General features: G+C 66.1%; 27 protein-coding genes, 1 tRNA gene and 1 pseudogene. 6 read left to right on the forward strand and 23 right to left on the reverse strand.

Annotated features, from left to right (window positions below):
• Window positions 1–141 precede the first annotated feature (141 nt).
• From BLTE_RS03925 to BLTE_RS03940, 4 genes and pseudogenes are all read right to left on the reverse strand, one after another.
• Window positions 142–1,340: pseudogene (locus BLTE_RS03925) on the reverse strand (IS256 family transposase).
• Between the two features lie 52 nt (window positions 1,341–1,392).
• Window positions 1,393–2,307: a DDE-type integrase/transposase/recombinase gene (locus BLTE_RS03930; RefSeq protein WP_244600104.1), complete on the reverse strand. Its 915-nt coding sequence runs from the start codon at window positions 2,305–2,307 to the stop codon at window positions 1,393–1,395.
• Window positions 2,308–2,573: 266 nt separating this feature from the next.
• Entirely contained in the window at window positions 2,574–3,470 is an 897-nt protein-coding gene (rpoH, locus tag BLTE_RS03935) for an RNA polymerase sigma factor RpoH (protein WP_126397801.1), read from the reverse strand.
• Window positions 3,471–3,581: 111 nt separating this feature from the next.
• Window positions 3,582–4,622, reverse strand: a complete 1,041-nt coding sequence (locus tag BLTE_RS03940; protein WP_126397803.1) for an RluA family pseudouridine synthase — start codon at window positions 4,620–4,622, stop codon at window positions 3,582–3,584.
• 127 nt (window positions 4,623–4,749) lie between these two features.
• Between BLTE_RS03940 and BLTE_RS03945 the strand changes: the two genes are divergently transcribed.
• Both BLTE_RS03945 and BLTE_RS03950 read left to right on the forward strand, forming a co-directional pair.
• A complete protein-coding gene (locus BLTE_RS03945; protein WP_126397805.1) occupies window positions 4,750–5,091 on the forward strand; it encodes a hypothetical protein in 342 nt (113 codons plus the stop codon).
• Between the two features lie 167 nt (window positions 5,092–5,258).
• Window positions 5,259–5,334: transfer RNA gene (locus BLTE_RS03950), tRNA-Glu, on the forward strand.
• A 12-nt stretch (window positions 5,335–5,346) separates the two neighbouring features.
• On the opposite strand, the gene BLTE_RS03955 is transcribed toward BLTE_RS03950, so the two are convergent.
• The 7 genes from BLTE_RS03955 to BLTE_RS03985 form a co-directional block, all read right to left on the reverse strand.
• Entirely contained in the window at window positions 5,347–6,456 is a 1,110-nt protein-coding gene (locus BLTE_RS03955) for a tyrosine-type recombinase/integrase (protein ID WP_126397807.1), read from the reverse strand.
• The gene (locus BLTE_RS03960; RefSeq protein ID WP_244600105.1) at window positions 6,428–6,625 is read right to left on the reverse strand and encodes a helix-turn-helix transcriptional regulator; all 198 of its coding nucleotides are present in this window, start codon (window positions 6,623–6,625) and stop codon (window positions 6,428–6,430) included. The genes BLTE_RS03955 and BLTE_RS03960 overlap by 29 nt, the downstream gene beginning before the upstream one ends.
• Window positions 6,626–6,747: 122 nt before the next feature.
• Window positions 6,748–6,990, reverse strand: a complete 243-nt coding sequence (locus tag BLTE_RS03965; protein WP_126397811.1) for a transcriptional coactivator p15/PC4 family protein — start codon at window positions 6,988–6,990, stop codon at window positions 6,748–6,750.
• Window positions 6,987–7,211 carry a hypothetical protein gene (locus BLTE_RS03970; RefSeq protein WP_126397813.1) on the reverse strand — a complete coding sequence of 75 codons (225 nt, stop codon included), beginning with the start codon at window positions 7,209–7,211 and terminating at the stop codon, window positions 6,987–6,989. Before BLTE_RS03970 ends, BLTE_RS03965 begins: the two co-directional genes overlap by 4 nt.
• Window positions 7,208–7,822, reverse strand: a complete 615-nt coding sequence (locus BLTE_RS03975) for a hypothetical protein (RefSeq protein WP_126397815.1) — start codon at window positions 7,820–7,822, stop codon at window positions 7,208–7,210. The genes BLTE_RS03970 and BLTE_RS03975 overlap by 4 nt, the downstream gene beginning before the upstream one ends.
• A 179-nt stretch (window positions 7,823–8,001) precedes the next feature.
• Entirely contained in the window at window positions 8,002–8,397 is a 396-nt protein-coding gene (locus BLTE_RS03980) for a hypothetical protein (protein ID WP_126397817.1), read from the reverse strand.
• A complete protein-coding gene (locus tag BLTE_RS03985; RefSeq protein ID WP_126397819.1) occupies window positions 8,394–9,056 on the reverse strand; it encodes a hypothetical protein in 663 nt (220 codons plus the stop codon). Before BLTE_RS03985 ends, BLTE_RS03980 begins: the two co-directional genes overlap by 4 nt.
• Before the next feature lie 71 nt (window positions 9,057–9,127).
• Between BLTE_RS03985 and BLTE_RS03990 the strand changes: the two genes are divergently transcribed.
• Both BLTE_RS03990 and BLTE_RS03995 read left to right on the forward strand, forming a co-directional pair.
• The gene (locus BLTE_RS03990) at window positions 9,128–9,367 is read left to right on the forward strand and encodes a helix-turn-helix domain-containing protein (protein WP_342211505.1); all 240 of its coding nucleotides are present in this window, start codon (window positions 9,128–9,130) and stop codon (window positions 9,365–9,367) included.
• Window positions 9,368–9,438: 71 nt separating this feature from the next.
• Window positions 9,439–10,977 (forward strand): P-loop ATPase, Sll1717 family, encoded by a 1,539-nt coding sequence (locus BLTE_RS03995; protein ID WP_126397821.1) that lies wholly within the window; start codon window positions 9,439–9,441, stop codon window positions 10,975–10,977.
• Between the two features lie 67 nt (window positions 10,978–11,044).
• On the opposite strand, the gene BLTE_RS04000 is transcribed toward BLTE_RS03995, so the two are convergent.
• The 12 genes from BLTE_RS04000 to BLTE_RS04055 form a co-directional block, all read right to left on the reverse strand.
• On the reverse strand, window positions 11,045–11,362 hold the full coding sequence (locus BLTE_RS04000; RefSeq protein ID WP_126397824.1) for a terminase gpA endonuclease subunit: 318 nt from the start codon (window positions 11,360–11,362) through the stop codon (window positions 11,045–11,047).
• Between the two features lie 14 nt (window positions 11,363–11,376).
• Window positions 11,377–12,150, reverse strand: coding sequence for a hypothetical protein (locus tag BLTE_RS04005; protein ID WP_126397825.1), 774 nt, complete (start codon window positions 12,148–12,150; stop codon window positions 11,377–11,379).
• Window positions 12,147–12,893 carry a hypothetical protein gene (locus BLTE_RS04010; RefSeq protein WP_126397826.1) on the reverse strand — a complete coding sequence of 249 codons (747 nt, stop codon included), beginning with the start codon at window positions 12,891–12,893 and terminating at the stop codon, window positions 12,147–12,149. The genes BLTE_RS04005 and BLTE_RS04010 overlap by 4 nt, the downstream gene beginning before the upstream one ends.
• 379 nt (window positions 12,894–13,272) lie before the next feature.
• Window positions 13,273–14,802: a terminase large subunit gene (locus BLTE_RS04015; RefSeq protein ID WP_160140510.1), complete on the reverse strand. Its 1,530-nt coding sequence runs from the start codon at window positions 14,800–14,802 to the stop codon at window positions 13,273–13,275.
• Window positions 14,799–15,254 carry a phage terminase small subunit P27 family gene (locus tag BLTE_RS04020; RefSeq protein WP_126397829.1) on the reverse strand — a complete coding sequence of 152 codons (456 nt, stop codon included), beginning with the start codon at window positions 15,252–15,254 and terminating at the stop codon, window positions 14,799–14,801. Before BLTE_RS04020 ends, BLTE_RS04015 begins: the two co-directional genes overlap by 4 nt.
• A 2-nt stretch (window positions 15,255–15,256) precedes the next feature.
• On the reverse strand, window positions 15,257–15,589 hold the full coding sequence (locus tag BLTE_RS18725) for an HNH endonuclease signature motif containing protein (RefSeq protein ID WP_126397831.1): 333 nt from the start codon (window positions 15,587–15,589) through the stop codon (window positions 15,257–15,259).
• 1 nt (window position 15,590) lies between these two features.
• Window positions 15,591–16,175 (reverse strand): head-tail connector protein, encoded by a 585-nt coding sequence (locus tag BLTE_RS04030; RefSeq protein ID WP_126397833.1) that lies wholly within the window; start codon window positions 16,173–16,175, stop codon window positions 15,591–15,593.
• Window positions 16,176–16,282: 107 nt separating this feature from the next.
• Window positions 16,283–16,717 (reverse strand): hypothetical protein, encoded by a 435-nt coding sequence (locus tag BLTE_RS04035; RefSeq protein ID WP_126397835.1) that lies wholly within the window; start codon window positions 16,715–16,717, stop codon window positions 16,283–16,285.
• 24 nt (window positions 16,718–16,741) lie between these two features.
• Window positions 16,742–17,923 carry a phage major capsid protein gene (locus BLTE_RS04040; RefSeq protein ID WP_126397837.1) on the reverse strand — a complete coding sequence of 394 codons (1,182 nt, stop codon included), beginning with the start codon at window positions 17,921–17,923 and terminating at the stop codon, window positions 16,742–16,744.
• Window positions 17,924–17,928: 5 nt separating this feature from the next.
• Window positions 17,929–18,432: an HK97 family phage prohead protease gene (locus BLTE_RS04045; RefSeq protein ID WP_126397839.1), complete on the reverse strand. Its 504-nt coding sequence runs from the start codon at window positions 18,430–18,432 to the stop codon at window positions 17,929–17,931.
• On the reverse strand, window positions 18,429–19,649 hold the full coding sequence (locus tag BLTE_RS04050) for a phage portal protein (RefSeq protein WP_126397841.1): 1,221 nt from the start codon (window positions 19,647–19,649) through the stop codon (window positions 18,429–18,431). Before BLTE_RS04050 ends, BLTE_RS04045 begins: the two co-directional genes overlap by 4 nt.
• A gap of 440 nt (window positions 19,650–20,089) precedes the next feature.
• Window positions 20,090–20,755 carry a helix-turn-helix domain-containing protein gene (locus BLTE_RS04055; RefSeq protein ID WP_126397844.1) on the reverse strand — a complete coding sequence of 222 codons (666 nt, stop codon included), beginning with the start codon at window positions 20,753–20,755 and terminating at the stop codon, window positions 20,090–20,092.
• Between the two features lie 807 nt (window positions 20,756–21,562).
• Between BLTE_RS04055 and BLTE_RS04060 the strand changes: the two genes are divergently transcribed.
• On the forward strand, window positions 21,563–21,883 hold the full coding sequence (locus tag BLTE_RS04060; protein ID WP_197723266.1) for a helix-turn-helix domain-containing protein: 321 nt from the start codon (window positions 21,563–21,565) through the stop codon (window positions 21,881–21,883).
• Between the two features lie 10 nt (window positions 21,884–21,893).
• A complete protein-coding gene (locus BLTE_RS04065) occupies window positions 21,894–22,793 on the forward strand; it encodes a hypothetical protein (RefSeq protein ID WP_126397846.1) in 900 nt (299 codons plus the stop codon).
• Window positions 22,794–22,810 lie beyond the last annotated feature (17 nt).

Here is a 22,810-nt window from a genome sequence, read left to right on the forward strand (position 1 = left end):
AGATCGGCCGGGGGATGCTGCGCGATTGCCTCGTGCGGCCGCTCCTCGTTGTAGTGCCGGCGGAACGCATCGAGATCGTGTCCCGTGGCGTGGTGTAGCTGGCGTCTTGGCCACCGTCGTCCCCCGGTTGGACCGGGCTGGTCAGCTTGCCAGTGATGGCAGTCCGACGATGGGATCATCGCCGAGCGGGGCGATCGTTTCCAGCGTCATGTAGCGCGCCCGCTGGACGGCCCATTCGTCGTTTTGCTCCAAGAGGATAGCGCCGACCAAGCGGGTGATGGCATCCTCGTTGGGGAAGATGCCGACGACGTCGGTGCGTCGGTTGATCTCGCCATTGAGTCGCTCAAGTGGGTTTGTGCTGTGCAGCTTAACGCGGTGCTGGGCGGGAAACGTCATGTAGGCCAGGACGTCGGTCTCGGCTTCGTCCATCAGGGCGGCGAGTTTGTGCACCTTGGGCGCAGCTGATCGGCAACGCGCCGCCACTGGGCCCGGGCGGCCTCGGCGTCCTCCTGGGCGAAAGCGGTGGCGACGAAGGCCGACACCGCCCGCCGGCCCTGGCGTTCGGCGTGGGCCAGAAGCGTGCGCATGAAGTGCACCCGGCAGCGCTGCCAGGTGGTGGCCAGCACCCGCGTCACCGCCGCCTTGATGCCTTCATGAGCGTCCGAGATGACCAGCTTGACGCCGCGCAGGCCGCGCCGCGTCAGCTTGCGCAGGAAGCTGGTCCAGAACGGCTCGGCCTCCGAGCAGCCGATGTCCATGCCCAGCACCTCGCGCCGGCCTTCGGCGTTGACGCCCACGGCGATGATCACCGCCACCGAGACGATCCGCCCGCTTTGGCGCACCTTCACATAGGTCGCGTCGATCCACAGATAGGGCCACTCGCCCTCGATCGGCCGCTCCAGGAAGGCCTTGACCTTGCCGTCGATCTCCTCGACCAGCCGGGAAACTTGGCTCTTCGAGATGCCGCTCATGCCGAGCGCCTTGACCAGGTCGTCGACCGAGCGGGTCGAGATGCCCTGGACGTAGGCTTCCTGGATGACGGCGGTCAGCGCCTTCTCGGCCAGCCGGCGCGGCTCCAGGAAGCTCGGAAAGTAGGAGCCCTTGCGTAGCTTGGGGATGCGCAGCTCGACCTCGCCGGCTCGGGTCTGCCACACCCGGTCGCGATAGCCGTTACGCTGGGCCAGCCGCTCGGCGCTCTTCTCGCCATAGCCGGCGCCGGTCAGGGAGCCGACCTCCAGCTCCATCAGCCGCTCGGCGGCAAAGCCGATCATCTCGCGCAGCACATCGGCGTCGGGGGTCTTCTCCACGAGCGCGCGAAGGTTCACCATCTCGTCGGTCATCGGTGGTTCCTCAGGTCCAGGTTGGTGTGCAACCCGATCCTACCGGAGGACGTCACCGGTGACCGCCGCGCCGCCCGCTCGCTTCGGCGCCATGAAGGGCGCGCTCGCGGGCGGCTCCGCACCACCGCCGAGCTACACCATCAACGGGGACACGACCCGCATCGAAGCGCGCCTGCTGCTCGGCCGCCGTCGCCGCCGCGGGATCCGTCGTCTGCTCCTTCAGCGTCCGGTGCATGCGCTCGTGCCGGCCGTTCTCCTGCGGCGAAGCCGGCCGAATGAAATGCGGCTCGATGCCGAGCTTGAGCCACCACACCGACAGCCGCGTCAGTCCGCCCGCACCGGTCGAGCCGAACGGCGGCCCGTTGTCGCAGCGGATCGCCTTCGGCAGGCCGTGCTCGCGGAACGCCTGCGCGAACACCGGCCGAACCCCCGCCGCGGTCGGCGGCGCCACCCGCACCTCGATCAGGAACCGCGTGACCCCGTCGGTCAGCGTCAAAGGATCGATCCGGTGCCCGTCCCGCGTGCGGAACCAGCCCTTGAAATCCGCGCTCCACTCGTCGTTCGGCGCCACCGCCGCGACGAACGAGCGAGCCTGGTCGATCGGACGCCGCCGCCGCTTCACCGGCGCGACCAGCCCGGCCGCCTTCACGATGTCGCCGATCGTCGAGGCCGCCGGCCACGTCACCTCGGGAACGTCCCGCTGCAACCGGGCCAGAAGCTTGCGCGGCCCGAAATACGGAAACCGCCGCCGAAGCCGCACGATCTCCGCCGCCAGCGCCGCCGGGGTGCGGTGCGGACACCGCAGCGGCGCGTGCGACCGCTCCACGAACCAGTCCGCAGCCCCGCTCGCCCGCCGCGCCCGCCACGCGTAGAACGTATCCCGGCTCACCTCGTAGCGCCGGCAGAGCTCCGAAACGCTCCATGCCCCTGTGTCGTAATCCGACAGCATCCGGATCCGCTGCTCCATCCGACAGGTCTCCAAAAATGGCATCGAAGGTCCTCCCTCCAATGCAACGTGACCTGTCGACCATCTGCCCGGTCTGAACTGTCAGGACTCTACCCGGTCCGTACCGGTCGGGTGGGGGCCTCCGGCGCGTGCAAGACCCCACCGCGTGTAATACGGTTTCCGGTATTCCGAACCAATCAACCGGCAACCACATGACGAAAACGCCGGCCCAGGGCCGGCGTTTCGTGTTCATCGGGTCCGGGTTCGGCGGATCGGCCGGGCTTGCGTCAGGGCGACATCGCCAAGGCGGGCGCCTGCTCCAGGGCGCGCATCCGCGCCAGCACCGCCTCCTGCACCTTCTCGAAGGCGCGCACCTCGATCTGGCGGACGCGCTCGCGGGAAACGCCGAACTCCTCGGCCAGCTCCTCGAGCGTGATCGGATCGTCCGACAGCCGGCGCGCCTCGAAGATGCGGCGCTCGCGCGGGTTCAGCACGTCCATGGCGCCCTTCAGCGCGGCGCGGCGGGTGTCCATCTCCTCGCTCTCGACCAGCAGCGCTTCCTGGTTGGCGCTCTCGTCGACCAGCCAGTCCTGCCACTCGGAGCCGCCCTCGCCATCGTCGCGCAGCGGCGCGTTCAGCGAGGCGTCGCCGACGAGGCGGCGGTTCATCTCCACCACCTCGCGCTCCTCGACGCCGAGCCGCTTGGCGATCTGCTTGACCTGATCGGGCTTGAGGTCGCCGTCGTCGAGCGCGGAGATGCGGCTCTTGGCCTTGCGCAGGTTGAAGAACAGCTTCTTCTGCGCCGCCGTGGTGCCCATCTTCACCAGCGACCAGGAGCGCAGGATGTACTCTTGAATCGCGGCCTTGATCCACCACATGGCGTAGGTGGCCAGCCGAAAGCCCTTCTCCGGCTCGAAGCGCTTCACCGCCTGCATCAGGCCGACATTGCCCTCGGAGACGACCTCCGAGATCGGCAGGCCATAGCCGCGATAGCCCATCGCGATCTTGGCGACGAGGCGAAGGTGGCTGGTGACGAGCTTGTGAGCCGCGTCCGAATCGCCATGCTCGCGCCAGCGCTTGGCGAGCATGTATTCCTCCTGCGGCTCCAGCATGGGGAAGCGCCGGATCTCGTCGAGATAGCGCGCAAGACCATTTTCGGCAGTGATCAGAGGCAACTGGGCCATGATGATGCGCCCTCCAATAGCTCGTGGGCTCCCCGAGCGGGCGAGCCCTCGGGTGATCGCGTAATGCCGACCACGTTCCAGACCATATCGGTGCCAATAGCTGGGATCAAATTACGCTTTCGTCAGTTTCCGCGCCGGAGTTTGCGCGAGAGACCTACGCAAAGCGGCAAGGTCTTCGGGCAGTTCCGATGCGAACTCCATGAATTCTTGGCTCGAAGGATGAACAAAGCCTAAGCTTGCGGCGTGAAGCGCTTGGCGGCCCAGCCGGTCGAGCGCGCTGCGCGCCGCCTCCGGCAGCTGCGCGGCCTTGGTGCGGAAGCCCGCGCCATAGACCGCATCGCCCAGCAGCGGGTGGCCGATATGGGCCATGTGCACCCGGATCTGATGGGTGCGGCCGGTCTCCAGCCGGCATTCGACGAGGCTCGCCACCGGCCGGCCGTCGCTGCCGGCATAGCTCTCGATCCGCCGCCAATGGGTCACCGCCCAGCGCCCGTTGGCGCGCACGGCGATCTTCTCGCGGTTCCTGGGGTCGCGATCGAGCGGCGCATCCACCGAGCCGGAGGGCAGGGCCGGCACGCCCCAGACGAAGGCGAGATAGCTGCGGGTGAGATCGCCGGTGCGGCCATGATCGGCGAACTGGGCGGCGAGCCGGCGGTGGGCGCGGTCGGTCTTGGCCACCACCATCACCCCGGAGGTGTCTTTGTCCAGGCGATGGACGATGCCCGGCCGCGCCACCCCGCCAATGCCCGACAGGCTCGCGCCGCAATGGGCGATCAGCGCATTGACCAGCGTGCCGGCGGGGCTGCCCGGCGCCGGGTGGACCACGAGGCCGGCCGGCTTGTCGATGACGATGAGGTCGGCGTCCTCATGGACGATGGCGAGCGGAATCCGCTCGGGCGCCGGCGTCGGATCCTCCGGCGGCGGCACGTCGAGAACGATGGCGGCGCCAGAATTGACCCTGGCGCCGGGGTCCACTACCAATCGGCCGTCGATGGTCACCGCCTCGGCCAGGATCAGCGCCTTCAGGCGCGAACGGCTGAAGGCGGGAAGCCGGTCGGCGAGCAGGCGGTCGAGCCGGGTGCCGGCCTCGGCCTCGGTCACGGTCAGTTCGCTGCGCGCGGCCTCGTCCGGCCGGGTCGTCGTGTCGTTCATCGGTTCATCCGGCCCCGGTTCATCGGGTCTTCGCTCGTCACGTCTTGCGCTTGGCGCATCGTGCCCACATCTGCCTGTCTCCACCCCATCGCGTTTCCGCACATCCTCCGTCAACATATTGCGTGCCATGACATCCACCCAGGACAACGAACCGCCGCTGACCCCGGAACAGGAGCGGCTGGTGTCGCGGATGCGCCGCCTGTCGCAGGTTTCCGCACTGGTGATGGTGCTCGGCGCGGCATCGGTGTTCGGCGTCATCGGCTATCGCCTTTTCACCGGCCCGAAAAGCACGGGCGGCCTCGCCGACGTGACGGCGACGCTGCCGCGCGGCGCCAAGATCGTCTCGACCGCGGTGGCCGGCGAGCGCCTGGTGGTCACGGTCGAGCAGAACGGGTCGATCGAGGTGCACACCTTCGCCCTCGATACGCTGAAGCCGGCCGGCCGGCTGCGCTTCGCCAGCGAGCCCTGACGGGACCTCGCAGGAGGTGCGCCGCGGGGGCGGTGCAGCCAAGACGTGCGCGGGCGCCCGATCGACGCAGGTTATGCACCGCAACGCGCCCCTGCACCGCCGCAGCGTCGCTCGACACTGTTGCAGGCGCCCCGCAAGACGGCTATATCGCAACTCCGCGCCGCGCTGCTCCCTTCGTCTAGCGGTCTAGGACGTCGCCCTCTCACGGCGAAAACAGGGGTTCGAGTCCCCTAGGGAGCGCCATCCGCGCACTTCTCACGTTGATTTCCCTTCATTTTTCGCCGTTTTCCCCAAACCGCTCGGTGTGGTTTGGGTAATCTTGTTCGCCTTGTGTGCTTCCAGCTTCAGCACGGCCTCGCGTCCGCCCCGCCGCCGATCGGCCTCGCGGGTGTAGCGCTCGGCCTCGGCCAAGGTGGTGTGGCCGAGCGCGGCCATGATCTCGTGAGCGGAGCACCCGGCGTCCGCCATCCGGCGGCCGAGGGTCTTGCGGAGGCCGTGCGGCTTGCAGTCATCCGGCAGGCCCGCCGCCCTGATCGCGTCGCGCATGAAGCGGGAGAAGCCGTCGACCGTGAATGGCTTGGCGAACTCGGTATTGATGATGGTGACGTGATCGCGCGGCCACTCGGCAAGAGCGGCCTGCAGATCGCTGTGCAGACCGACGTCGACACCGACGCCGGTCTTGTGGCGGGTATAGCCAACACCACCTTCCTCGACCTGGCGCCACGTCATCCGATGCACGTCGACGCGCGCAACGCCGACATAGAGCATGAGGGCGTAGGCGGTGCGCTGCTTGGTCCCGATCGGCCACCGCCGCTCAAAAGCGGCAAGCTCCGAATCGGTCCAGGCGCGGATTTCTTTGGTCTTGGGCCGCTTGATGCCGGCCGAAGGATCGAACCGCAGCTTGCAGGGGTTCTTGTCGTCCAGCGTCATCGCGTGCTGGATCAGGATGCGCAGCATCTTGAGGAGCGACAGCGCAGCGCCGGGCCGATCGGCGTAAGGGCCGAGGATGCCGTTGTTGATGCGCTCTTGCGTCAAGCCGGTCACGGTGCGGTGGCCGTGGTCGGTGCGCAGCGTCTCGATGCGGCTGGCATAGCCGGCCTTCGTCGTCGGCCGCAGGCCGGTGTAGGCGCGGCTTTTCATGTAGGAGACGATCAGCGCGGCAATGGTGCCGGGGGTAATTCCCGTGTTGGCCGTCGTCTTGGGCGCGGTCTCGCCTGCGAGGGCCGCCTGATAGGCGACGCGGAACTCTTCTGAGGTCGGGTCGGCCGGCAACCGGATGCGCGGCCCCTTGCCTCGCCTGAAGGACAAATAGGTGCGGCCCTTGACGTGGTTCCGCTCAACGTGCGGCGGCAGCTTGCGCGGCATCGATGTCATTCCACGTGTCGTCGATGGTGGGCGCCTCGCCATCGACCGGGAGGGCGTCAATCGCGGCGTCCAGGGAGCGAACGTCCCAGGCCTTGCGCCGGTCGCTGAGACGCCGCGGGCGCGGCATGCGCCCATCCTGCACCATCTCGTCAAAGGTGTTGGGGGACACGCAAACGTAAGCCGCCGCCGCCTCCCGGCTGATCAGCCGGGGCGGGAGAGTGGGGGGAAGGGCGGCTTGGCGCGGCATATGGATGGCGAGCCTCGGTGGAATCCCGACAGAGAGACGAACGGCTACTCGGCGGCCTCGAGCTGATAGGCGCAGGGCGGCGCGTTGATCGCGGCGTTGATCGCCTGCTGCAGCTCGGGGAGCAGCTCGCGGCGGAGCGAGATGCCCTGCTTGGTCGGCCGCGTGACGCCGCCGTAGCCATCGACCCAGACGCGGACGTCGACCAAGTCGAAGCCCTTGAAATTCGAGGTCGTCACGCGGACGACCTCGGTCTGGTTCTTGCGGAACTCGCCGATCACGAACGTCATTCAATCTCTCCCTGAGTGGAGCGGGCCTCCTGCGCTGCAATCCATCCGGTCAGGACACTCCGGCGGGCGCAGAGAAGAGAGCCGAGGCGGAATACGGGAAGATTTGACTTCTCGGCCAGGTAGTAGACCTTGCGGCGATCCTTGGCCGAACCGAAAATGAACTCGGCGATCTGGTCGGCGCCGCGGAGGATGTCTTCAGAAATTCGGTGATCCGCGCTCATTTCGGATCTCCGAAGGTGATCTGGACGAACGGCTCGCCTGCTGCGTCGACGATCCAGCGGGCAGCCAGTTCAAGAGGCAGCACGATCATGGCCCCGCGCTTCGACTGAAAGGAGCCAGCCAAGTTGAAATCCAATATCGTGTCGCCGGGACCTGCTTCGCCGTCCGGCCAGATGATGAAAAACTTGCTTGCCTCTTCCGGATCATCCTTACCGAACAAAATGTGGTCCGCGAGCCACCGCGAGCGCCGTCCCCAAGACGGGGTCGGCTGACTCTGCCCCCCCAAATCGAAGGTCTTCTCATGCTTCGAGAACGGCGCCTTCTCATGATCGCCCTCATAGGCGGCGATCAGACGCAGGCAATGCCACGCCAAATGCAGCCCTGCCCCGCGCGAAAATGCCTTCGCCCGCTTGGGGCCAAGACCCACGTCGGCGCAGGTCTTGAGCACCCACAGCTCGCACAGGTCGAACAGGTCATACCGGGCCATGCCCTCCGACGACGGCAGATGGCCTTCACGCCGCCAGTCGCGCTGAGTGACACGGGCGACGCCCGAGATTTCCTCCGCACGGGTGGGGCCGAACTTCTTCAGGGTATAGGCAAATTGCGCGCGCATGGTGTGACGTGTCCCACATGCCCGCCGCAACGTCAATGATTGTCGTGGGCGATCCCACACATTCCCAACCATTCCGCACCATATCCATCCGTTCCGCGCCGCGCGCCTCCTGCCGATCTGCCAACTCGATCCGATCGGGCACCGTCGCCACCAGGGCGCATCACGGCCCCTTTCGCCTCCTATGGCTTGGCGGCACGAGCGGCGCGGGCGCTGTGGGCCTGCAGGCGATCGGCGGCAGCGGAGCAGATCAGCGAGAGCTTGGCGAAGTGGTCGGCAGACGAGGTCATGCTGTCCACCAAGTCCGCCATGTCGGCCTGCGCGGTGATGCGCGCGACGCTGTCGTGCATGTCGGGCTGCGATTGGCGGATCAGGAAGTAGGCGAGCTGCACACACGGGATGGACGGGTTGGCGTTGAAGTCCATCCACTCGTGGTGCGCCGGCGGCTTCCAGCCTTTCAGCTCGGCCCGCAGGGTGGCGATTCGTTGCTCGACATCAGCGCCCGGGAATTGGACGACGTTCGACGGGGCCGGGCTCGCCTTGGCGGGGCGTCTGCGCTTGGGCGGCGGTGTGGTCACAGCGCGCCTCCCATCGGCAGATGACGGCTGGCGAGCACCCGGCGGCGCGGGGCGCGACGGCGACGCGCCTTCAGCGCCATGGCTTGGCGCAGCAGGCGGCGCTGTTCGGCGTGGGTGTCGCAGCGGGGGCGATCGGGCGGATCGTGCGGGAAGGTGACGAACTGGCGCACGTGGATGCCGCTCGGGCGCCCTGACGGCCGGCGGTCGAGGCGTGGATCGAACAGCGCCGCCTGCCGCGCCCGCCATTCGGTGTCGAAGGTCGGATTGTTGAGCGGCACATTCGGGAAACCGGCGGAGGTCTCGGGATCGGTGAAATCCTCTTCGACGCAGCCCCAAGCGTTGTCGCCGGTCTGCCCGTCCTCGGTCCAACCGAGGAACGGTTCGTCGTCCACGTCGGGTTCGAGGTCGCCACCGTCCTCGGGGGCGTCGTCCTCTTCGGGCGCGTCGTCTTCCTCGGCATCGGCGTCCGGTTCGGCTTCGTCGAGGACGCCCGGCGGCAGATAGCCGAACGACGGCTCGAGGTCGGGGTCGCCGTCGATCTGGTCGAGAACATCGATGGCGGCCTCGGCGACCTCGGCGAGCACCCGGCGCAGCGCGGGCGTCACCTCAATGAACAGCCGCCGGGCATGGCTCTCCCGTTCGCGGACATGAGTGTTCATGCGCGTGGTCCTGTGGTAAATGGTCAACAGAATCTGTTGATAGATGCGCTCGTACCGAGCGTCAACATAAAATGTTGATCATGACGCCTGCGCAATGTCGGGCCGCAAGAGCCCTGATCGAATGGACGCAGCCCCGCTTGGCGGAGGCTGCAAAACTTGGTTTATCTACGGTGGTGGATTTCGAGAAATCTCGCCGATCAGTTTCGGAGGATGCGATCGCGGCCATCCGTCTTGCTCTTGAAGGGGCCGGTATCGAATTCATCCCAGAAAACGGCGGGGGTCCAGGAGTGCGCCTACAAAAACCGCAGTGAGATCAATGTGCCGCACATCTTGCGCTTGAAGCGAGAAATAATAGAGTTTTACGCATAGATTCGAGGATAGCATGAGGTTAGTCGAAGTAGAAACGTTTGGCACGGTGGAAGCCGACAATGATGACCTCCTTCTTGAATGCTTTGAGGATCATGAGGCATATATCGCAGCGAAAAAACACGACAAATTCTTGATTGTTGGCCGAAAGGGCTCAGGAAAGACGGCAATTTTCCGAAAACTTGTTTCAGATAAGGCCTACGATTATTTTTGTCATGGCCATTCTTTTTCTGACTATCCATGGTTTCATCACGATGCCCAAAAGAAGGCTGGCGTGCCCGATGCGGAATGCTTCCGGTATAGCTGGGAATACGTTATGTTAATTTCCCTTGCTCGGATGATTCTTAAAGATGCGAACGACCCATGGTCGGAAGAATCTCTTGAGGCGATGGTCAGACTGCAAGATTTTGTAAAAGATAGCTATGGAACTACAGAGCCTGAGCTAAATAGAATATTTTCACCTAATACAAAGCTAAAGCTAAAGCCATCCCTGACTGCGGGGTTGGGGCCTGTAAGCGCAAGCATTGTTGCGGAACAAGTTGAGATCCCAAAGCTTCCGTTGATAGTATATGAAGTTAATCAAGCATTGCTTGAGACTATAATAAGATGTCTAAATCCTAACTTTAACTATCACATTTGCTTCGACGAGCTTGACAGGAATTTTTCATTAACTGAAGAGATTTACCGGCATCGCTTGTCGGGGCTTTTGATTGCTGCGCGAGATTTCAATAGAAATCTCCGGAGATCTGGCAAAAATGCGTCCGTCATTATCTTTTTAAGAGATGATATTTTGAGATATTTAAAATTTGAGGACAAAAATAAAATTGTTGAGGATTCGGCTATGATGATTGAGTGGGATAAGCGTTCCACAAGTAGGACGCTTAAGGGATTAATGGAAAAAAGGTTTTCCAAGGTGCTGGGTATCCCGGATAGTCTTGCATGGGAGGAAGTTTTCGCCGAAGATCAGCAAATGCCAGGACGACAAACGAAATATCAGTACATACTAGACAGAACATTTAAGCGTCCTCGCGATATCATAAAGTTTACAAATGAAATACTTAGGCACTACAAGCAGGACGGCGATCAGGTGGGAAAATTTGTTAACAAAAATATCATTTCTGCAAGAGAGGAGTATTCAAAATATATGAAGAAAGAATTGGTTGATGAGGTGCATAAGCACTTTCCGGACGAGGATTTTGCATTTGATGTGATTAGGACGATCGGGAATCTTTCATTTACGTTTAACAAATTCAAGGAATCCTATGACGAGTTGAAAAATTTGCGGGAAGTAAAGACCGGACATTCAATTATGCTGCGTGAGTTATATAATTTTTCTGCCATCGGGTTTCTGAAAGTTGGCGGTTCGGGCGGTGGCTCAGAATGGGTATGGCGTTACGAAGACACTGAAGCTGAATATGACGAGAGAGCTACCATCTTCCGTGTTCATAGCGGTCTAAAAGAAGTACTCGGCCTCAAGCAAGGGCGAGCAATTGGAGCTAATGACGCTCCTGTAACGGCAGGCGATGTAGACATTGAAACAGTAGAAGAAGCTTGAAAAGGCGAGGCTAAATCTTTCCAGTCAGCGCCAAGCTAAGCAATTGCTGATGTTCAAAATGTCGATATTAAGATAAAAACTTCGACCGGATCACCGCCGGCGCCGGTTGCGGCGCCGCCTCCGCCGTCGAGGCGCTAAGCATCGGCGCCTCTTTGAGGCGGGCGGCAAGGTCGGTGAGGCGCCAGCCGGCAGCAAAGAGCCCGTGCAGCGCGGCGGTGGCATAGACGCGGGTGTCGAGCCCTTCGTTGCGCACGCCGGCATCCTTCACCCACTCCAGCCGCGCCACGCCGCGGGTGTATTTGCGCACGGCGCGCTCGGCCACCAGCTCGCCGAACCAGGCGTAATCGCGATCGGCCGGGAAATGGCAGGCGCCGGCGCATTCCATGCCGCCGACATCGTTCAACGGTCGGCAGGCGGTTTCTTCTCGGTCGCCGTTGGCTCGGCGCCTTTATCAGGGAGCTGGCTTCCGTCAGGTTCCCGCGCGCAGTTCGGCGTTGGGGTCGGCTCGCCCGTCATGTCGTTCTCTGAGGGTTCCAGTCCCCGCCGGTGATCGGCCTTCGAATCGGGCACAGGGGCTTCAGGTGGCGTGCCATCCGCATCGGCAGCCGCTTTGCCCTGGGGTGTCGCTTCTGGCTCAGGGGTCGGCTCGGCCGGGTCAGGTCCCTCAAACGGGAGCTGGCCTTGTTGCGTCTCCGGTGGCAGCTGCAATTCCGCGATGCCGACGACCTTTATCCCCTTCGGAGCCCGCTTCTGAATGTGCGGATCGTCCGAGTAGATGACGCTGGCGCGCTCGGTCACCGCGATGGCAATGATCTGGTCATCGAACTTCGCCTTGGCCCGCGGCATTCCGGCGGCACGTGCCGCTTTTCTGTCGGCCTCGCGAAGCGCGTGCTCGATCGCAGCGCGTTCGTCGAAGGGAACGATTTTGACGTGCTTGGTGCGGCGGAGCGTCGAAAGCCACTCTGCCATTGCCGGCCCCGCCCCGACAAGAATTTCAGCCAGCGTCGGCGTGGGGATGATGATGGTGGCCCGCTCACGTTGCAGCGTCGCGATCAGGTGGTTGACCCGCGCTTGGCAGTCCGTCACGGGCTTCTTGGTCGCAGGATCAAGAGGCGCCTTCGCGTGTTCGTCGACCACGAACACCAGGACCGCGGTATCGAACACGACGATCACGGGGCATCCTCATCGTGGCGGTCCGCCAGGATTTCGGCGACTGGGTCGGCGCGTTCTCGCCACTGGCTTCCCTTGGCGCTTCGCAGCCGAGCGACCACGTCAGTCAGCGGGGCATCATCCAGCTTCTCAAAGTTGACGATCTTGAACTCGTCGAGCTGCCAAACTCCCTCTGCCAAACGCCGCCACTTTCCCGTGCCGTAAACCCGAATGGTGGGGCCGAAGAGGAGGTGCCCGAGTTCGCGGGCGATTTCCCTTGTCGTGTAGAGGCCGGTCAGTACACAGCCGCTCGGATCACGGAGGTTCACCGGAACGGTGACATCCTTGCCGCCGACCCGGATCACCTCGCCGTCGAGCGTTCCTTCCTGGGTGAACGGCCCGAATGTGATCGGCATCGGACGATTTTTGCCGGGGAAAGGTATGACATTACACGGGGTGTCGGTGGCTAGACTTCCCGTTGCGTTGTCTGCTCGAAGCAGGTCATCCAACTCCGCGAACGCCTTCGCTGCTTCCCTTGGGCCTGTTCCGGTTCGGACACTGTCGAAACGGTCGCGCACCTTCGGGCGAGCCGGTTCGTCAACGTCGGCGACCAACACTGCCGACCCTTCCGCAACTCCGCGAAAATGAACCTGGGCACCCTCGCCGAGAAGGCGCGCAAGCGCACTGATGTACTCGGCAAGGCGCTCCATCGGGAGCGTCGCCGGCGTGTAGGCGCCATCAATTTTGAACCGGTACTCGGCGCTCATCCATCTACCCTCATAGGCATTCTATCTCACCACACCGTTCTTCACGAGGGGGTGCCGCGAGCTTGAGTGCAGCCCAGCGGGCCGGCTTGTTGACGCACGCGGGGCGGATCACCCGGCTATCCACATGGAATAGCGCCAATTTTGCCGAGTTTCGCAACATTTCATGGAGGGTGGAGGGGGCGCCCGTCGCCCCCTCCGGTCTTCCACGACCAAAGCCCCAGAATCGCGGGAGACAGCCGTCAGGCCGCGTCCTTGAGAGCCTGGGCGGCATTGGCGTTTGCTGTCTCGCCGCGCTGCCCTGGCCCTTGAGAATTGTTCCCCCTCGGCACAATTCTCGGCCGGCCCGCCTGGGAAACCCGTTCCCCCTTGGCCCCGGTTTTCACAGGACCAGGAACCCGCCTTCGCGGTCCTCGTAGGGGCTGCGCACCGGGCCGGAGGTGCGCTCTGCGAGGCCGATGGCCATGGCGAGGGCGACCAGGCCGTCGATGCGGCCGGTGCTGCGGGCCTTGTCGATCTTGCGTGAGCCGGCCGGATCCTGGGTGATGCAGGCGTTGGCGGCGTTCCAGCGCAGCACCGGGTGGCCGCCATGGCGCAGCCGGCCGGTCAACACGGCGGTCTCGAGCGCGTCGACTGCCGGCGCCATGTCCCTGAAGCCCTGGCCCCAATCGATCAGCGGCACCTCGAGGCCGTCGTCGGCCAGCGCCTTCTTGAGGTCGGCGATGCGCCAGCGGTCGAAGGCGATGCCCCGCACGTCGAAGTGCGAGGTCACCTCGGCGAGGCGGCGCACCACGGCGCCCTTGTCGATCGCCCGGCCGGGCGGCGCCTCGAGGTAGCCCTGATCGCGCCACAGCGCGTAGGGCACGCGGTCGCGCTCGCCGCGCTCGCGCAGCGTGTCGCCGGCGGACCAGAACCAGGCGAGCACGTCATAGGACGGCGGAGTGTCGTCGTCAGGGAACACCAGCACCAGGGCGGTGAGGTCTTGCGTGGAGGACAGGTCGAGCCCGCCGAAGCACGGGCGGCCCTCAAGCTGCTCGAGGTCGACCGGGACGGCGCCGGCGTCCCAATCGGCGGACGACAGGAAGCGCTGATCGGCGTCGACCGGCTGGTTGAGATAGAGATTGCGGAACACCGACTCGAGCGAGGGCACGCGCTTGGCGCGGGCGGCAAAGGTGCGCATCTCGTCGATCGAGCGGAAGTCGCCGAGGGCGGGATTGCAGGCGTGCCACACCGCCTCGTCCCACGGGTCGGCCTCGGGCGGCGCCTGATAGATCACGGGGGCGAATGTGGGGTCGGCGATCACGCCGTCGCGCACCTTCTTGCCGTACTCGACCAGCTCGCTCATCACGTGGGTGGGGTCGCTCGAGGTCGTCGAGATGACGATGGTCAGCGGCTGGGCGCGGGCGGCGGTCGAGGTGGTCAGCACGTCGAACAGCTGGCGGTTCGGCGCCTGGGCGAGCTCGTCATAGATGATCGCCGAGGCGTTGAAGCCGTGCTTGGTGCGGGCGTCGGCGCTGAGCGCCTGATAGACGCTGCCTGAGGCGTAATGGACGATGCGCTTGGTGGAATCGATGATGTTGACCATCGATTCCAGCTCGGGATCGGCGCGCACCATGGAGGCGGCGGCGTTGAACACGATGGCGGCCTGGGCGCGGTCGGCGGCGGCCGAATAGACTTGGCCGTTCCGCTCGCCATCGGCGAGCAGGTGATAGAGCACGAGGCCGGCCGCCAGCTCGGTCTTGCCGTTCTTGCGCGGCATGGTGATGAGCACCTGGCGCACCGCGCGGTGGCCGTCGTCGCGCACGGGATCGTAGATCTGGCGAATGATCGCCTTCTGCCAGTCGCGCAGCAGGAACGGCTTGCCGGCGGCCGGCCCCATGGTGTTGGTCAGGTTCTCGAGGAACCGGATCACGCGATCAGATCGGACCATTTGCCCTTCGCCTTCGGCGTGCCGAGCTTGAGCCCGCTGCGGTCGGCCGGCGACAGGCCGAGGCGGGTGGCGAGCGTCGCCATGGTCTTGGCGGCCTCGGTCCGGATCTTGAGCAGCGGCGAGGGCTTGCCGTTGCGCAGCAGCGTCTTGCCGAACAGGTCGCGGCTGGCGGCGATCTCCTCGGAGGCGGCCTTGTGGGTGGCCCAGGCCTCGCAATAGGCCTCGAGCAGGCCGGCGTCGGCGACGGTGATCATGCCCGGCGGCACGCTCTCCATGATCTCGCGCCACTTCGTCTTGGCGTCGTCGGAGAGGTGGTCGGGGCAGCTCGCCTCGCCGGTCGGCTGCGGCTCGGCGTGGTTGATCGGCAGGCGGCCGGGATTGCCCTCCAGCACGCGGAGCGTGGTCGGCTTGGGCTTCGGCCCGCGCGCGCCCATGGTCAGCGTCCCCCGTTCCACCAGTGGCCGCGGTCGAGCGGCCGGCCGGTGTCGTCGCAGGCGCCGCGCGGCGCCCACGCCTCGCAGCGCGCGTTGCCGAAGCCGCCATCCTGGCGCACGGTCTTGCGGCCGTGGCAGGGCACGCACATCGGCTGCCAGTTGGAGCGCGACCAGAACAGCTTGAGGTCGCCGCGATGCGGCGTCTTGTGGTCGACGATGGTGGCCGGCGCGCCGCAGGCGCAGGTCGGGTGCGCGGCCAGGAACGCCTTGCGCGCCTGTTCCCATTTGCGGGTGTAGCCGCGCGCGCGGGCGGAGGGGCGGGCGTCCTTGGCCATCTCAGAACGCCCACACACGGTGCTCGGCGAGCGTCGCGAGCGCGCCATCGGGCAGCTCGTCCACGGCGCCGGCGGTGATCGTCTCGCGGTTGGCGTAGAGCGTGGCGGCGAGCTGCAGGATGGCGGTGCGGAGCGGCGCCGGGACGTCGGCGGCGCTGTCGCCGTAGCCGGCGCGGAAGGTGACGGCCACCGCCTCGCGCATGGGGCGCGTTGCCGGCCAGGCCTTGCCATAGGCCGGCACGATGCCGGCCGGCGCGGCATCGGCGAGGCCGAACACCTGATAGGCGTCGGCCGCCAGCGTCTGCACGGTGCCGGCGGCGTCGACATAGGCGATCTCGGCCACCGCCTGGCAGGGCGGCAGCGGAACCGTGATGGCGTCGGGAAAGCCGTCGAGCAGCAGCTTCCAGGTCTGGGTGATGAGCGCCCGGCCGAGGAAGCCGTCGCGGCCGTCGAGCCGCTGCACCGCGGCCTGCAGATAGTGGTCGATCAGGGCATCGTCATCCGAATGCTCGAGGCGCAGGTGCGCCTTGGCTTCCTGCAGGCTGACCGGTGACGTCCCCGGTGGCGTGATGCGGATCAGGCGCATGGTCTCTCTCGTGTTCGGGGGCCGGGGGCACGACTTGGGTCGCCTGCAAGCCGTGCCCCCGTTCGGGAGGCGCCGGCCCCGCACGGCGCCTCACGATGCGATGTCCGCTACGCCACCGGCGCGTTGGCGGGATGGCCCTTGACCACCGCCACACAGATCGGCGTGCCAGTGCCATGGGTGCCGGAGAAGTCGGCGAGCACGCTGATGAAGCGCTTGCCGCCGACATAGGAGAGCTTGGTCACGTCGGCCGCCGGATGCGCCGCGGTCAGCGCCTTGACGATGCCGCCGGCTGCGACGGTGGCGTCGACGACGTCGGCCGGCGCGACCGCGGTGTGCTCGGCGAGGGTGGCGGTGTCGCCGTGCTTGAGCACGAACTCGATCTTGTTGGTCGCGTCGAAGGCGATGCCGCTGGCGCCGACAGCAATCAGGATCGCCGCGGCATTGAAGCCGGCGAGGTCGATCGCCACCGGGGCGTTGTCGACCGAGAGCGTGGCGGGGCCGATCGCCAGGACCGGCCCGAGATTGGGCGAGAGGCTGCGCATGGTGATGTCTCCTGCGGCTGCTGGTCAGGCGGTGGCGATCTTGAGCTTCCGGATCGCCTCGGCCCGGCGGACGCCGCCGGCGACGCGACGGCGGCCGTGGAAGCGGACGCGGCCCTTGGTGCGCTGGGTGTAGTCGTCGCGGACGATCGACAGCGCGATGCGGTCGAAGATACGGTAGCCGACGCTGAAGTCGCCGAACGCGATCGGGAAGGCATTGGCGACCACATCCGGCATGTCCGGCGCCTCGACCACCGGGCGGCCGAGAATGGTGGTGGCCGGCGCACCGGCGAGGCCCGCGGCGGTCTGGACGAGGTACTGACCCTGGCCGTCCTTCAGCTTGCGGATGGCGCCGAGCGTCGCCGAGTTCATCATCCACACGCCGTTGAGGCGGTAGGCCGGCTTGACGGCATGGTAGAGGTCGATCAGGCCGTCCGGCTTGATCACGCTGGCATCGCCGCCGGGGGTGTAGGAGACGCCGGTGTCGGCCATGAAGCCCATCGGACGCTTCACGCCGGAGCCGGTGACGAACGCCGTGCCCTCGGCGAGGCCGAACGCCTCGGCGAACTCGAGCGCGAGTTCGGAGGCCACGTCGATCGCGGCGTCCTCGAGCATCTGCAGCGAGACGTCGACATAGGTCGCCAGCTCGTGCACGGGATAGCTCTGCGCGCCGTACTGGACCGTGGTCTCGGGCCGGTCTTCGTCCTCGGCCACCCAGGTCGCCGAGGCGGCGCTGGCGCGGCGGAGCATGGTGACGCTGGGCGCCGAGGTGCTGCGCACGGTGGCGACCTGGCGCACCGGCGAGAACAGCACGAGGTTCTTGTCGATCTCGGCGACGAACTCGGGCGGCGCCAGATAGCCGGCCTGGGAATCGTCGGCGAGCCGCAGCGCCTTGCGCTCGACATCGCCCATCGCCTCGCGGCCGGTGCGCAGGAACGCCTCGAACGCCTTGGTCTCGAGCGCCGGCGTCTTGTCCGGCTCCGGATCGCCCGAACCGGGGCGATTGAGCTTGAGTTCGATCTTGTCGAGCCGCTCGGCCAGCTTGTCGGCGGTCGCCGTCTTCGCCTCGAGGCCCTTCAGGCGGTCGTCGACGGTCTTGGTGAGGTCGGCGAGCGCCTTGGTGACGAGGTCGCCCGCGTCGTCGGCCGGCGGGGCGCCTTCGCCCTTCAACTCGATGCCGCCGGGCAGCGGCCGGATATGCGTCGTCATGGTCTTCACCTCTTCAGCGCCGCGGCGGCGCGGTTGATCGCGTCGGCGAGCGCGAGGGCTGCCGCCGCGGACTTGGCGCCGGTCACCCGCGCGCCGGGATGGCAGGGAATGGAAACGAGGCTGATCTCGGCGAGGTCGACGGCGGCGATGGTGCGGCCACCGCCGCGGCGCGGCGCCGCCTTCCGGGCGATGAAGCCGATCGACAGGCCGGTGACGGCGCCGGCCTGCACCATGGCGCGGACCTCGCGGGCACGGGCGATGTCGTCGACCAGCAGCCGGCCCGTCACGTGCAGGCCGACCGCGTCCTCGGTGACGTCGGTCCACGCCCCGACCACGTCGTTCGGGTCATGCCCGAACAGCATCGGCAGCGGCGCCTTGGCGGTGGCGAAGGCGCCGGGCTGCATCACGTCGCCGGCCCGGTCGGGCGAGCCGAACGGCCAAGCGAGGCCGGTGATCAGCCCGGCCTCGTCAACGGCGAGCGTTGCCTTGATCTCGACGCGCACCGTCATGACGTCGCCCCCGGAGTGGCGGCGGCGCCGGGGGTGATCGCCGGGTTCGCGTAGACCTCGCCGCCGGGATAGGGCGCCAGCCGCTCCCACGTCCGGGCGGTGTTGGGGTTGATGACGCGCGCGGCGATGAGCTGCGAATAGGCGGTGGCGCGATCGGCGATGTTGGCCTGGGTGAGGTCGTCCTCGTCGAACTCGATCACCAGCCCGGACTTGCGCTCGTCCGGCGTCAAGAGCGCCCGGCGCAGCGCCGACTCCCAGGCCCGCAACATCGGCTGCAGGCAGAACACCAGGAACTCGCGGCCGAGGCTCTCGACATTGCCCCAGGTCGCCCGCTCGAGTTCGAACAGCATGTGCGGCGGCACGCGGAACGCCCGCGCGATCTCCAGCACCTGATAGCGCCGCAGCTCGAGGAACTGCAGGTCGACCGAGCTGAAGGTCAGCGGCATGAACTCCATGCCGTCTTCCAGGATGAGGGTGTTGCCGCTCTTGTCGGTGCCGCTGTAGACCGCCTGGAAGCTGTCCTTGAGCCGCTTCAGCGCCGCCTCGCCGAGCGTCTTGCCGTACTTCAGCACGCCGCCGGGACGGGCGCCGGCGGCGAACAGCTTGCCGGCGTGGCGCTCCATCACCAGCGCGAGGCCGATCGCCTCGCGGGCGAGCGTCAGCGGCGCACGGCCGACCGCGCCGAACGCGGTCACGGCGATGCAGTCGCCGGCCGCCAGCTCGCGCGGGCCGTCGGCGGTGTTGAGCTTGAACGCCGGCTCGCCGGTCGCGGCGTCGCGGGTGACGCTGAACGTGCCCGGCCGGTAGCGGATCAGCTCGCGCGGCGCGCCATTGACGCGGTTGACCCACACCAGGGCGCCGGCGTCGTTGGTGAGCGCGTCGATGGTGGCGCCGAGGAAGCCGTCATAGGCGCCGGTCCAGTCGTTCCACTCGCCCGACAGCAGCGCCTGGGCGGGATGATCGGGCACCGGCACCCGCGAGCCATCGGCCGCCACCCGGTAGACGGAGCGCGGCAGGCAGGCGACCGCCTCGCCGATCGCGCGGGTGGCGCAGGCCACCGCCGGCACCCGCAGCGCGGTCTCGGGCGTCACGACGGCGCCGGCGGCGGTCGGCGCGGCGCCGAACAGGGCAAGCAGCTCGGGCGAGGACGCGGTGAGCGAGACCGGCCCCGCGGCCTTGGTCTCGAGCCCCAGCAACTTGCGAATGTCGTCGAACATGCATCCACCGAAGCAAGAAGTTTACGTGCTGCAATAGATTAGACGAGGATTGCAGAGTGCATCAATAACTTGCAGGGTGGACTGACGAACGTTCCAATCTATTACAATGCATTCCGCGCTTCTGTGATCTATGGTGCCGCACCTCTGGCCTTGAGGCGGGATGTATGCTCGCTGGCCTCGCCAGATCGGGCGGAAAATCTGAAAACCCTCGAAACTTTACGCGGAGATGCGCATGCCGGTCCCGGCGGCTCTCCTGGAAGTTCTGACCCACCCCCCGGGGGCGGCGCCGTCGCCCCGACGCGCCTCGCCTCGCGGCCGGCACACCCTGCGGGCCACGCTGCTGCAGCGCGTCGAATGCCGCCTCGAACGGCGCCTCTGAGTGCGTCGTGTCGGATGCCGTGGTGATGGCTGCTGCGGACTGAAGTCCCATGATGGCAGCCCTACCGACGCAGGTGCGGGCTCGACCTCGCCCCGGGCTCCCATCGCCAAGCCTCTTGCGTGGTCTTCGCTGCGGCGACGCTGCAGGAAGAAACATCTGTGCTCTTCGTGGGGCTCACCGTTTTGGCCGTTTTGAACCCTATCGGGCGGTGTGCGGTCGGGCCGCACTTGATCCACGCCCGCCACTCGGGCGAGACGATCTCGATGAGGTTCGGCAGGTTCTTCTGACCGGGGCGCGGACGCGCGGTCACCTTGATCAGGCCGAGGCGGCCGGCCGCGCGCAGCGCGTTCTGCACGGTGGAGCGGCAGACGCCGGCGAGCGCGGCAATCTGATCGTTGGGCCGGTCGCTGATGCCGCGGTGCTTCACGTCGCCCGCGATGATGGCGAGCACGGCGCGCTCGCCCTCGGTGAACAGGGCGCGCAAGTCGGACGGCATGGGCGACGAGCTGCCGAGCATGCGGCGACGCCTGCGAGATGCCTCGTGGTCAGGCGAGCGCGGGTGCCGGCGCGGCGGGAAGCGACGCACAATCGGTCTGTCGGGAGACTGGGCGCGTCCGCCCGGCGCATCGGGGATGCTGTCGGGATCGACGCCAGCGGCCTGACACATCGCGAGGAAGCCGGCCTTCGATGACGTCGGGCTGGCGAAGTTGCGGAAGGCGTCAGCCATGACGCACCCCCACCGCCGGCACAGCCGCAACCGCGGCCTTGAACGTCGCGAAGACGCCGAGGGGGGCGTCGTCGGCATCGAAGGCCGCAAAGCCGGCGCCAGCGGGCTCCACCCGGCCGGCCCGGCGGGTGCCGTCATAGACGCTGACGGGCCGGCGAGCTTCTTGCCGGCGCCCGCTGCCCCGGCTACCGTTGTCGGTGTTCTGCTGCCGAGCAGGAGCGTCACGACTGACCCCGCGCGCCGAGCCACCGGCCGCGGGGTTCTCGTTCTTGGGGGTGTTCGGGCCGCTCTGGAGTTTGGGGGAGAGTTCAGAATTGCATTGAGAATCAATGCCTCGCTCTGACCCCAAATTGTGACCTAAACCATTGCCATTGCCTGAAATAGGCGCTTCCCTAGGGAGCGCCAAAATTTCATAGCAAAATCCGCGACTTGCGCCCTGGCTCGATTGGCCGGGGTCGTTGTCGTTGCCGAATTCGTTGATTTCAAATCCCAGCGCCGCACCCGCATCGGACGCGGAAAATTCGAGTTTGGGCGTGGCCGCGTCGGACAGATCGCACGCCGACTTGGGTTTTCGTGCTGGTGTAACCTTTTGTTTTTTAATCAGAAAGCTGCCTTCCCGCCTATCTCGCGAATTATCGCTAAGTACGTGTCATACACGCTGCGGAGAAATGTAAGACACGGGATCACTTAAACAGCGGGCGGCAAATTGTATGACACGGCGTTGCTGAGAAGAGCGCCGTCCTCAACTGTTTACTTGTTTCCAAACGCCAGCTATATTGCCAATCCATCATTTTACGGAGGCCCAAAGTGGGAACGGTGAAATCGCGAAGCAGGAAAGGTGTTCCGGCGCCGCCGTGTGGATTCGGCGCGCTGACGGTCCCCGAAGCTGCGGCCTATCTCAGGGTGTCGCGTTCATCAGTTTACAATCTCTTCGAGCGTGGCGACCTGCGGCCGATCAAAGTCGGCGGCCGGACGCTTATCCGGAAGGCGGATGTCGACGCGCTGCTTGACCGTGAGGCCAGGACTTCGGGGCCGTGGGCACGGTCGAATCGCGGCGAGGCGGCGCGAGCGGCCCGCACGGCGTCGGCGTCGGCGTCGGCGTCGGCCGCGGTCGACGTGTTTGCCTGAGGCGCCGGCCATGGGCATGCCCCGGTCCGACGGCCCCCGCAGCGTAGACCACCCGAACCCGCGATCAGCGTTTGCGTTCCTTGCGGCCGGGTTTGCGCGGCTGAACCGCGAAGAGACACCGGCGCACTGGTTCCCGCCGGTCGAACCGACGGCCGGCATGTCGGCCTATGAGCGCGGCTACTGGCAGCGATACCGATCGGTGCTGGAGCAAATGACCGACGTGTTTCACCGAGAGGCGATCCGCGAGCTTCTGGCGGCCGGGGTTCCTCCGGGCTGTTTCGAGGAGCCGATGTCGCCCGGGACCGCGGCAGCGGTCGAGCGGCGCGTGATAGAAATCCGCGCCGCGTGGTTGAACAGCGAGGCAACGGTTCCCCAACCACCGCAGGACTCGCAGAATTCCCTTCGATGGCTGCACCAGCGCGTGATCGGTGCCACCTGCCTATTCTCAAGAGGGGAAACCGAGAATGCGCAATGCGTAGCTGCCCAAGCGCTTCTCAACGCCGGCGTGCGGCAACCCACCGAATCCAATCTTCAGCGGAAGGGGCCGTCGGATGGCCTTTCACGCGACGCGGTGCGGCGTGCTTTGCGCGCATATAGAATTCACCTCTTCGCGTTAGGAAACCCTGACCTCGTCGGAGCGACCCTGATCGCCGACGTGTATCGGGTTCGGGCGCTTCACCAGCTTTATCGGATCACACGGCGCGAGCGCCGCGACCTCGACCGGGTCACGGGGTGCGACCTCGTGGACGTGCTCGATGCAGAGCGCGACCTTCCGGCACGCGTGGCGGAAATCCTCGGGCCGTGTGCCTCCGAGAAAGTGTCGGCCTCGCTGGTCCAGCTCGGTTTGCTGCAAACGTGGCGGAGGTGTGCGGAAGACGCCCGAAAATCGGCCATCGCAGCGCACACCTGAACCGCCGATGATGGCGC

The organism is Blastochloris tepida (assembly GCF_003966715.1).
Classification (GTDB): domain Bacteria; phylum Pseudomonadota; class Alphaproteobacteria; order Rhizobiales; family Xanthobacteraceae; genus Blastochloris; species Blastochloris tepida.

Coding starts and splice junctions, on each gene's coding strand:
- BLTE_RS03930 (WP_244600104.1), bottom strand. CDS start 2,307: ATGGAGCAGCGGATCCGGATGCTGTCGGATTACGACACAGGGGCATGG.
- rpoH (WP_126397801.1), bottom strand. CDS start 3,470: ATGGCCCAGTTGCCTCTGATCACTGCCGAAAATGGTCTTGCGCGCTAT.
- BLTE_RS03940 (WP_126397803.1), bottom strand. CDS start 4,622: ATGAACGACACGACGACCCGGCCGGACGAGGCCGCGCGCAGCGAACTG.
- BLTE_RS03945 (WP_126397805.1), top strand. CDS start 4,750: ATGACATCCACCCAGGACAACGAACCGCCGCTGACCCCGGAACAGGAG.
- BLTE_RS03955 (WP_126397807.1), bottom strand. CDS start 6,456: ATGCCGCGCAAGCTGCCGCCGCACGTTGAGCGGAACCACGTCAAGGGC.
- BLTE_RS03965 (WP_126397811.1), bottom strand. CDS start 6,990: ATGACGTTCGTGATCGGCGAGTTCCGCAAGAACCAGACCGAGGTCGTC.
- BLTE_RS03970 (WP_126397813.1), bottom strand. CDS start 7,211: ATGAGCGCGGATCACCGAATTTCTGAAGACATCCTCCGCGGCGCCGAC.
- BLTE_RS03975 (WP_126397815.1), bottom strand. CDS start 7,822: ATGCGCGCGCAATTTGCCTATACCCTGAAGAAGTTCGGCCCCACCCGT.
- BLTE_RS03985 (WP_126397819.1), bottom strand. CDS start 9,056: ATGAACACTCATGTCCGCGAACGGGAGAGCCATGCCCGGCGGCTGTTC.
- BLTE_RS03990 (WP_342211505.1), top strand. CDS start 9,128: ATGTTGATCATGACGCCTGCGCAATGTCGGGCCGCAAGAGCCCTGATC.
- BLTE_RS03995 (WP_126397821.1), top strand. CDS start 9,439: ATGAGGTTAGTCGAAGTAGAAACGTTTGGCACGGTGGAAGCCGACAAT.
- BLTE_RS04000 (WP_126397824.1), bottom strand. CDS start 11,362: ATGGAATGCGCCGGCGCCTGCCATTTCCCGGCCGATCGCGATTACGCC.
- BLTE_RS04010 (WP_126397826.1), bottom strand. CDS start 12,893: ATGAGCGCCGAGTACCGGTTCAAAATTGATGGCGCCTACACGCCGGCG.
- BLTE_RS04020 (WP_126397829.1), bottom strand. CDS start 15,254: ATGGGCGCGCGCGGGCCGAAGCCCAAGCCGACCACGCTCCGCGTGCTG.
- BLTE_RS18725 (WP_126397831.1), bottom strand. CDS start 15,589: ATGGCCAAGGACGCCCGCCCCTCCGCCCGCGCGCGCGGCTACACCCGC.
- BLTE_RS04030 (WP_126397833.1), bottom strand. CDS start 16,175: ATGCGCCTGATCCGCATCACGCCACCGGGGACGTCACCGGTCAGCCTG.
- BLTE_RS04035 (WP_126397835.1), bottom strand. CDS start 16,717: ATGCGCAGCCTCTCGCCCAATCTCGGGCCGGTCCTGGCGATCGGCCCC.
- BLTE_RS04040 (WP_126397837.1), bottom strand. CDS start 17,923: ATGACGACGCATATCCGGCCGCTGCCCGGCGGCATCGAGTTGAAGGGC.
- BLTE_RS04045 (WP_126397839.1), bottom strand. CDS start 18,432: ATGACGGTGCGCGTCGAGATCAAGGCAACGCTCGCCGTTGACGAGGCC.
- BLTE_RS04050 (WP_126397841.1), bottom strand. CDS start 19,649: ATGTTCGACGACATTCGCAAGTTGCTGGGGCTCGAGACCAAGGCCGCG.
- BLTE_RS04055 (WP_126397844.1), bottom strand. CDS start 20,755: ATGGCTGACGCCTTCCGCAACTTCGCCAGCCCGACGTCATCGAAGGCC.
- BLTE_RS04065 (WP_126397846.1), top strand. CDS start 21,894: ATGGGCATGCCCCGGTCCGACGGCCCCCGCAGCGTAGACCACCCGAAC.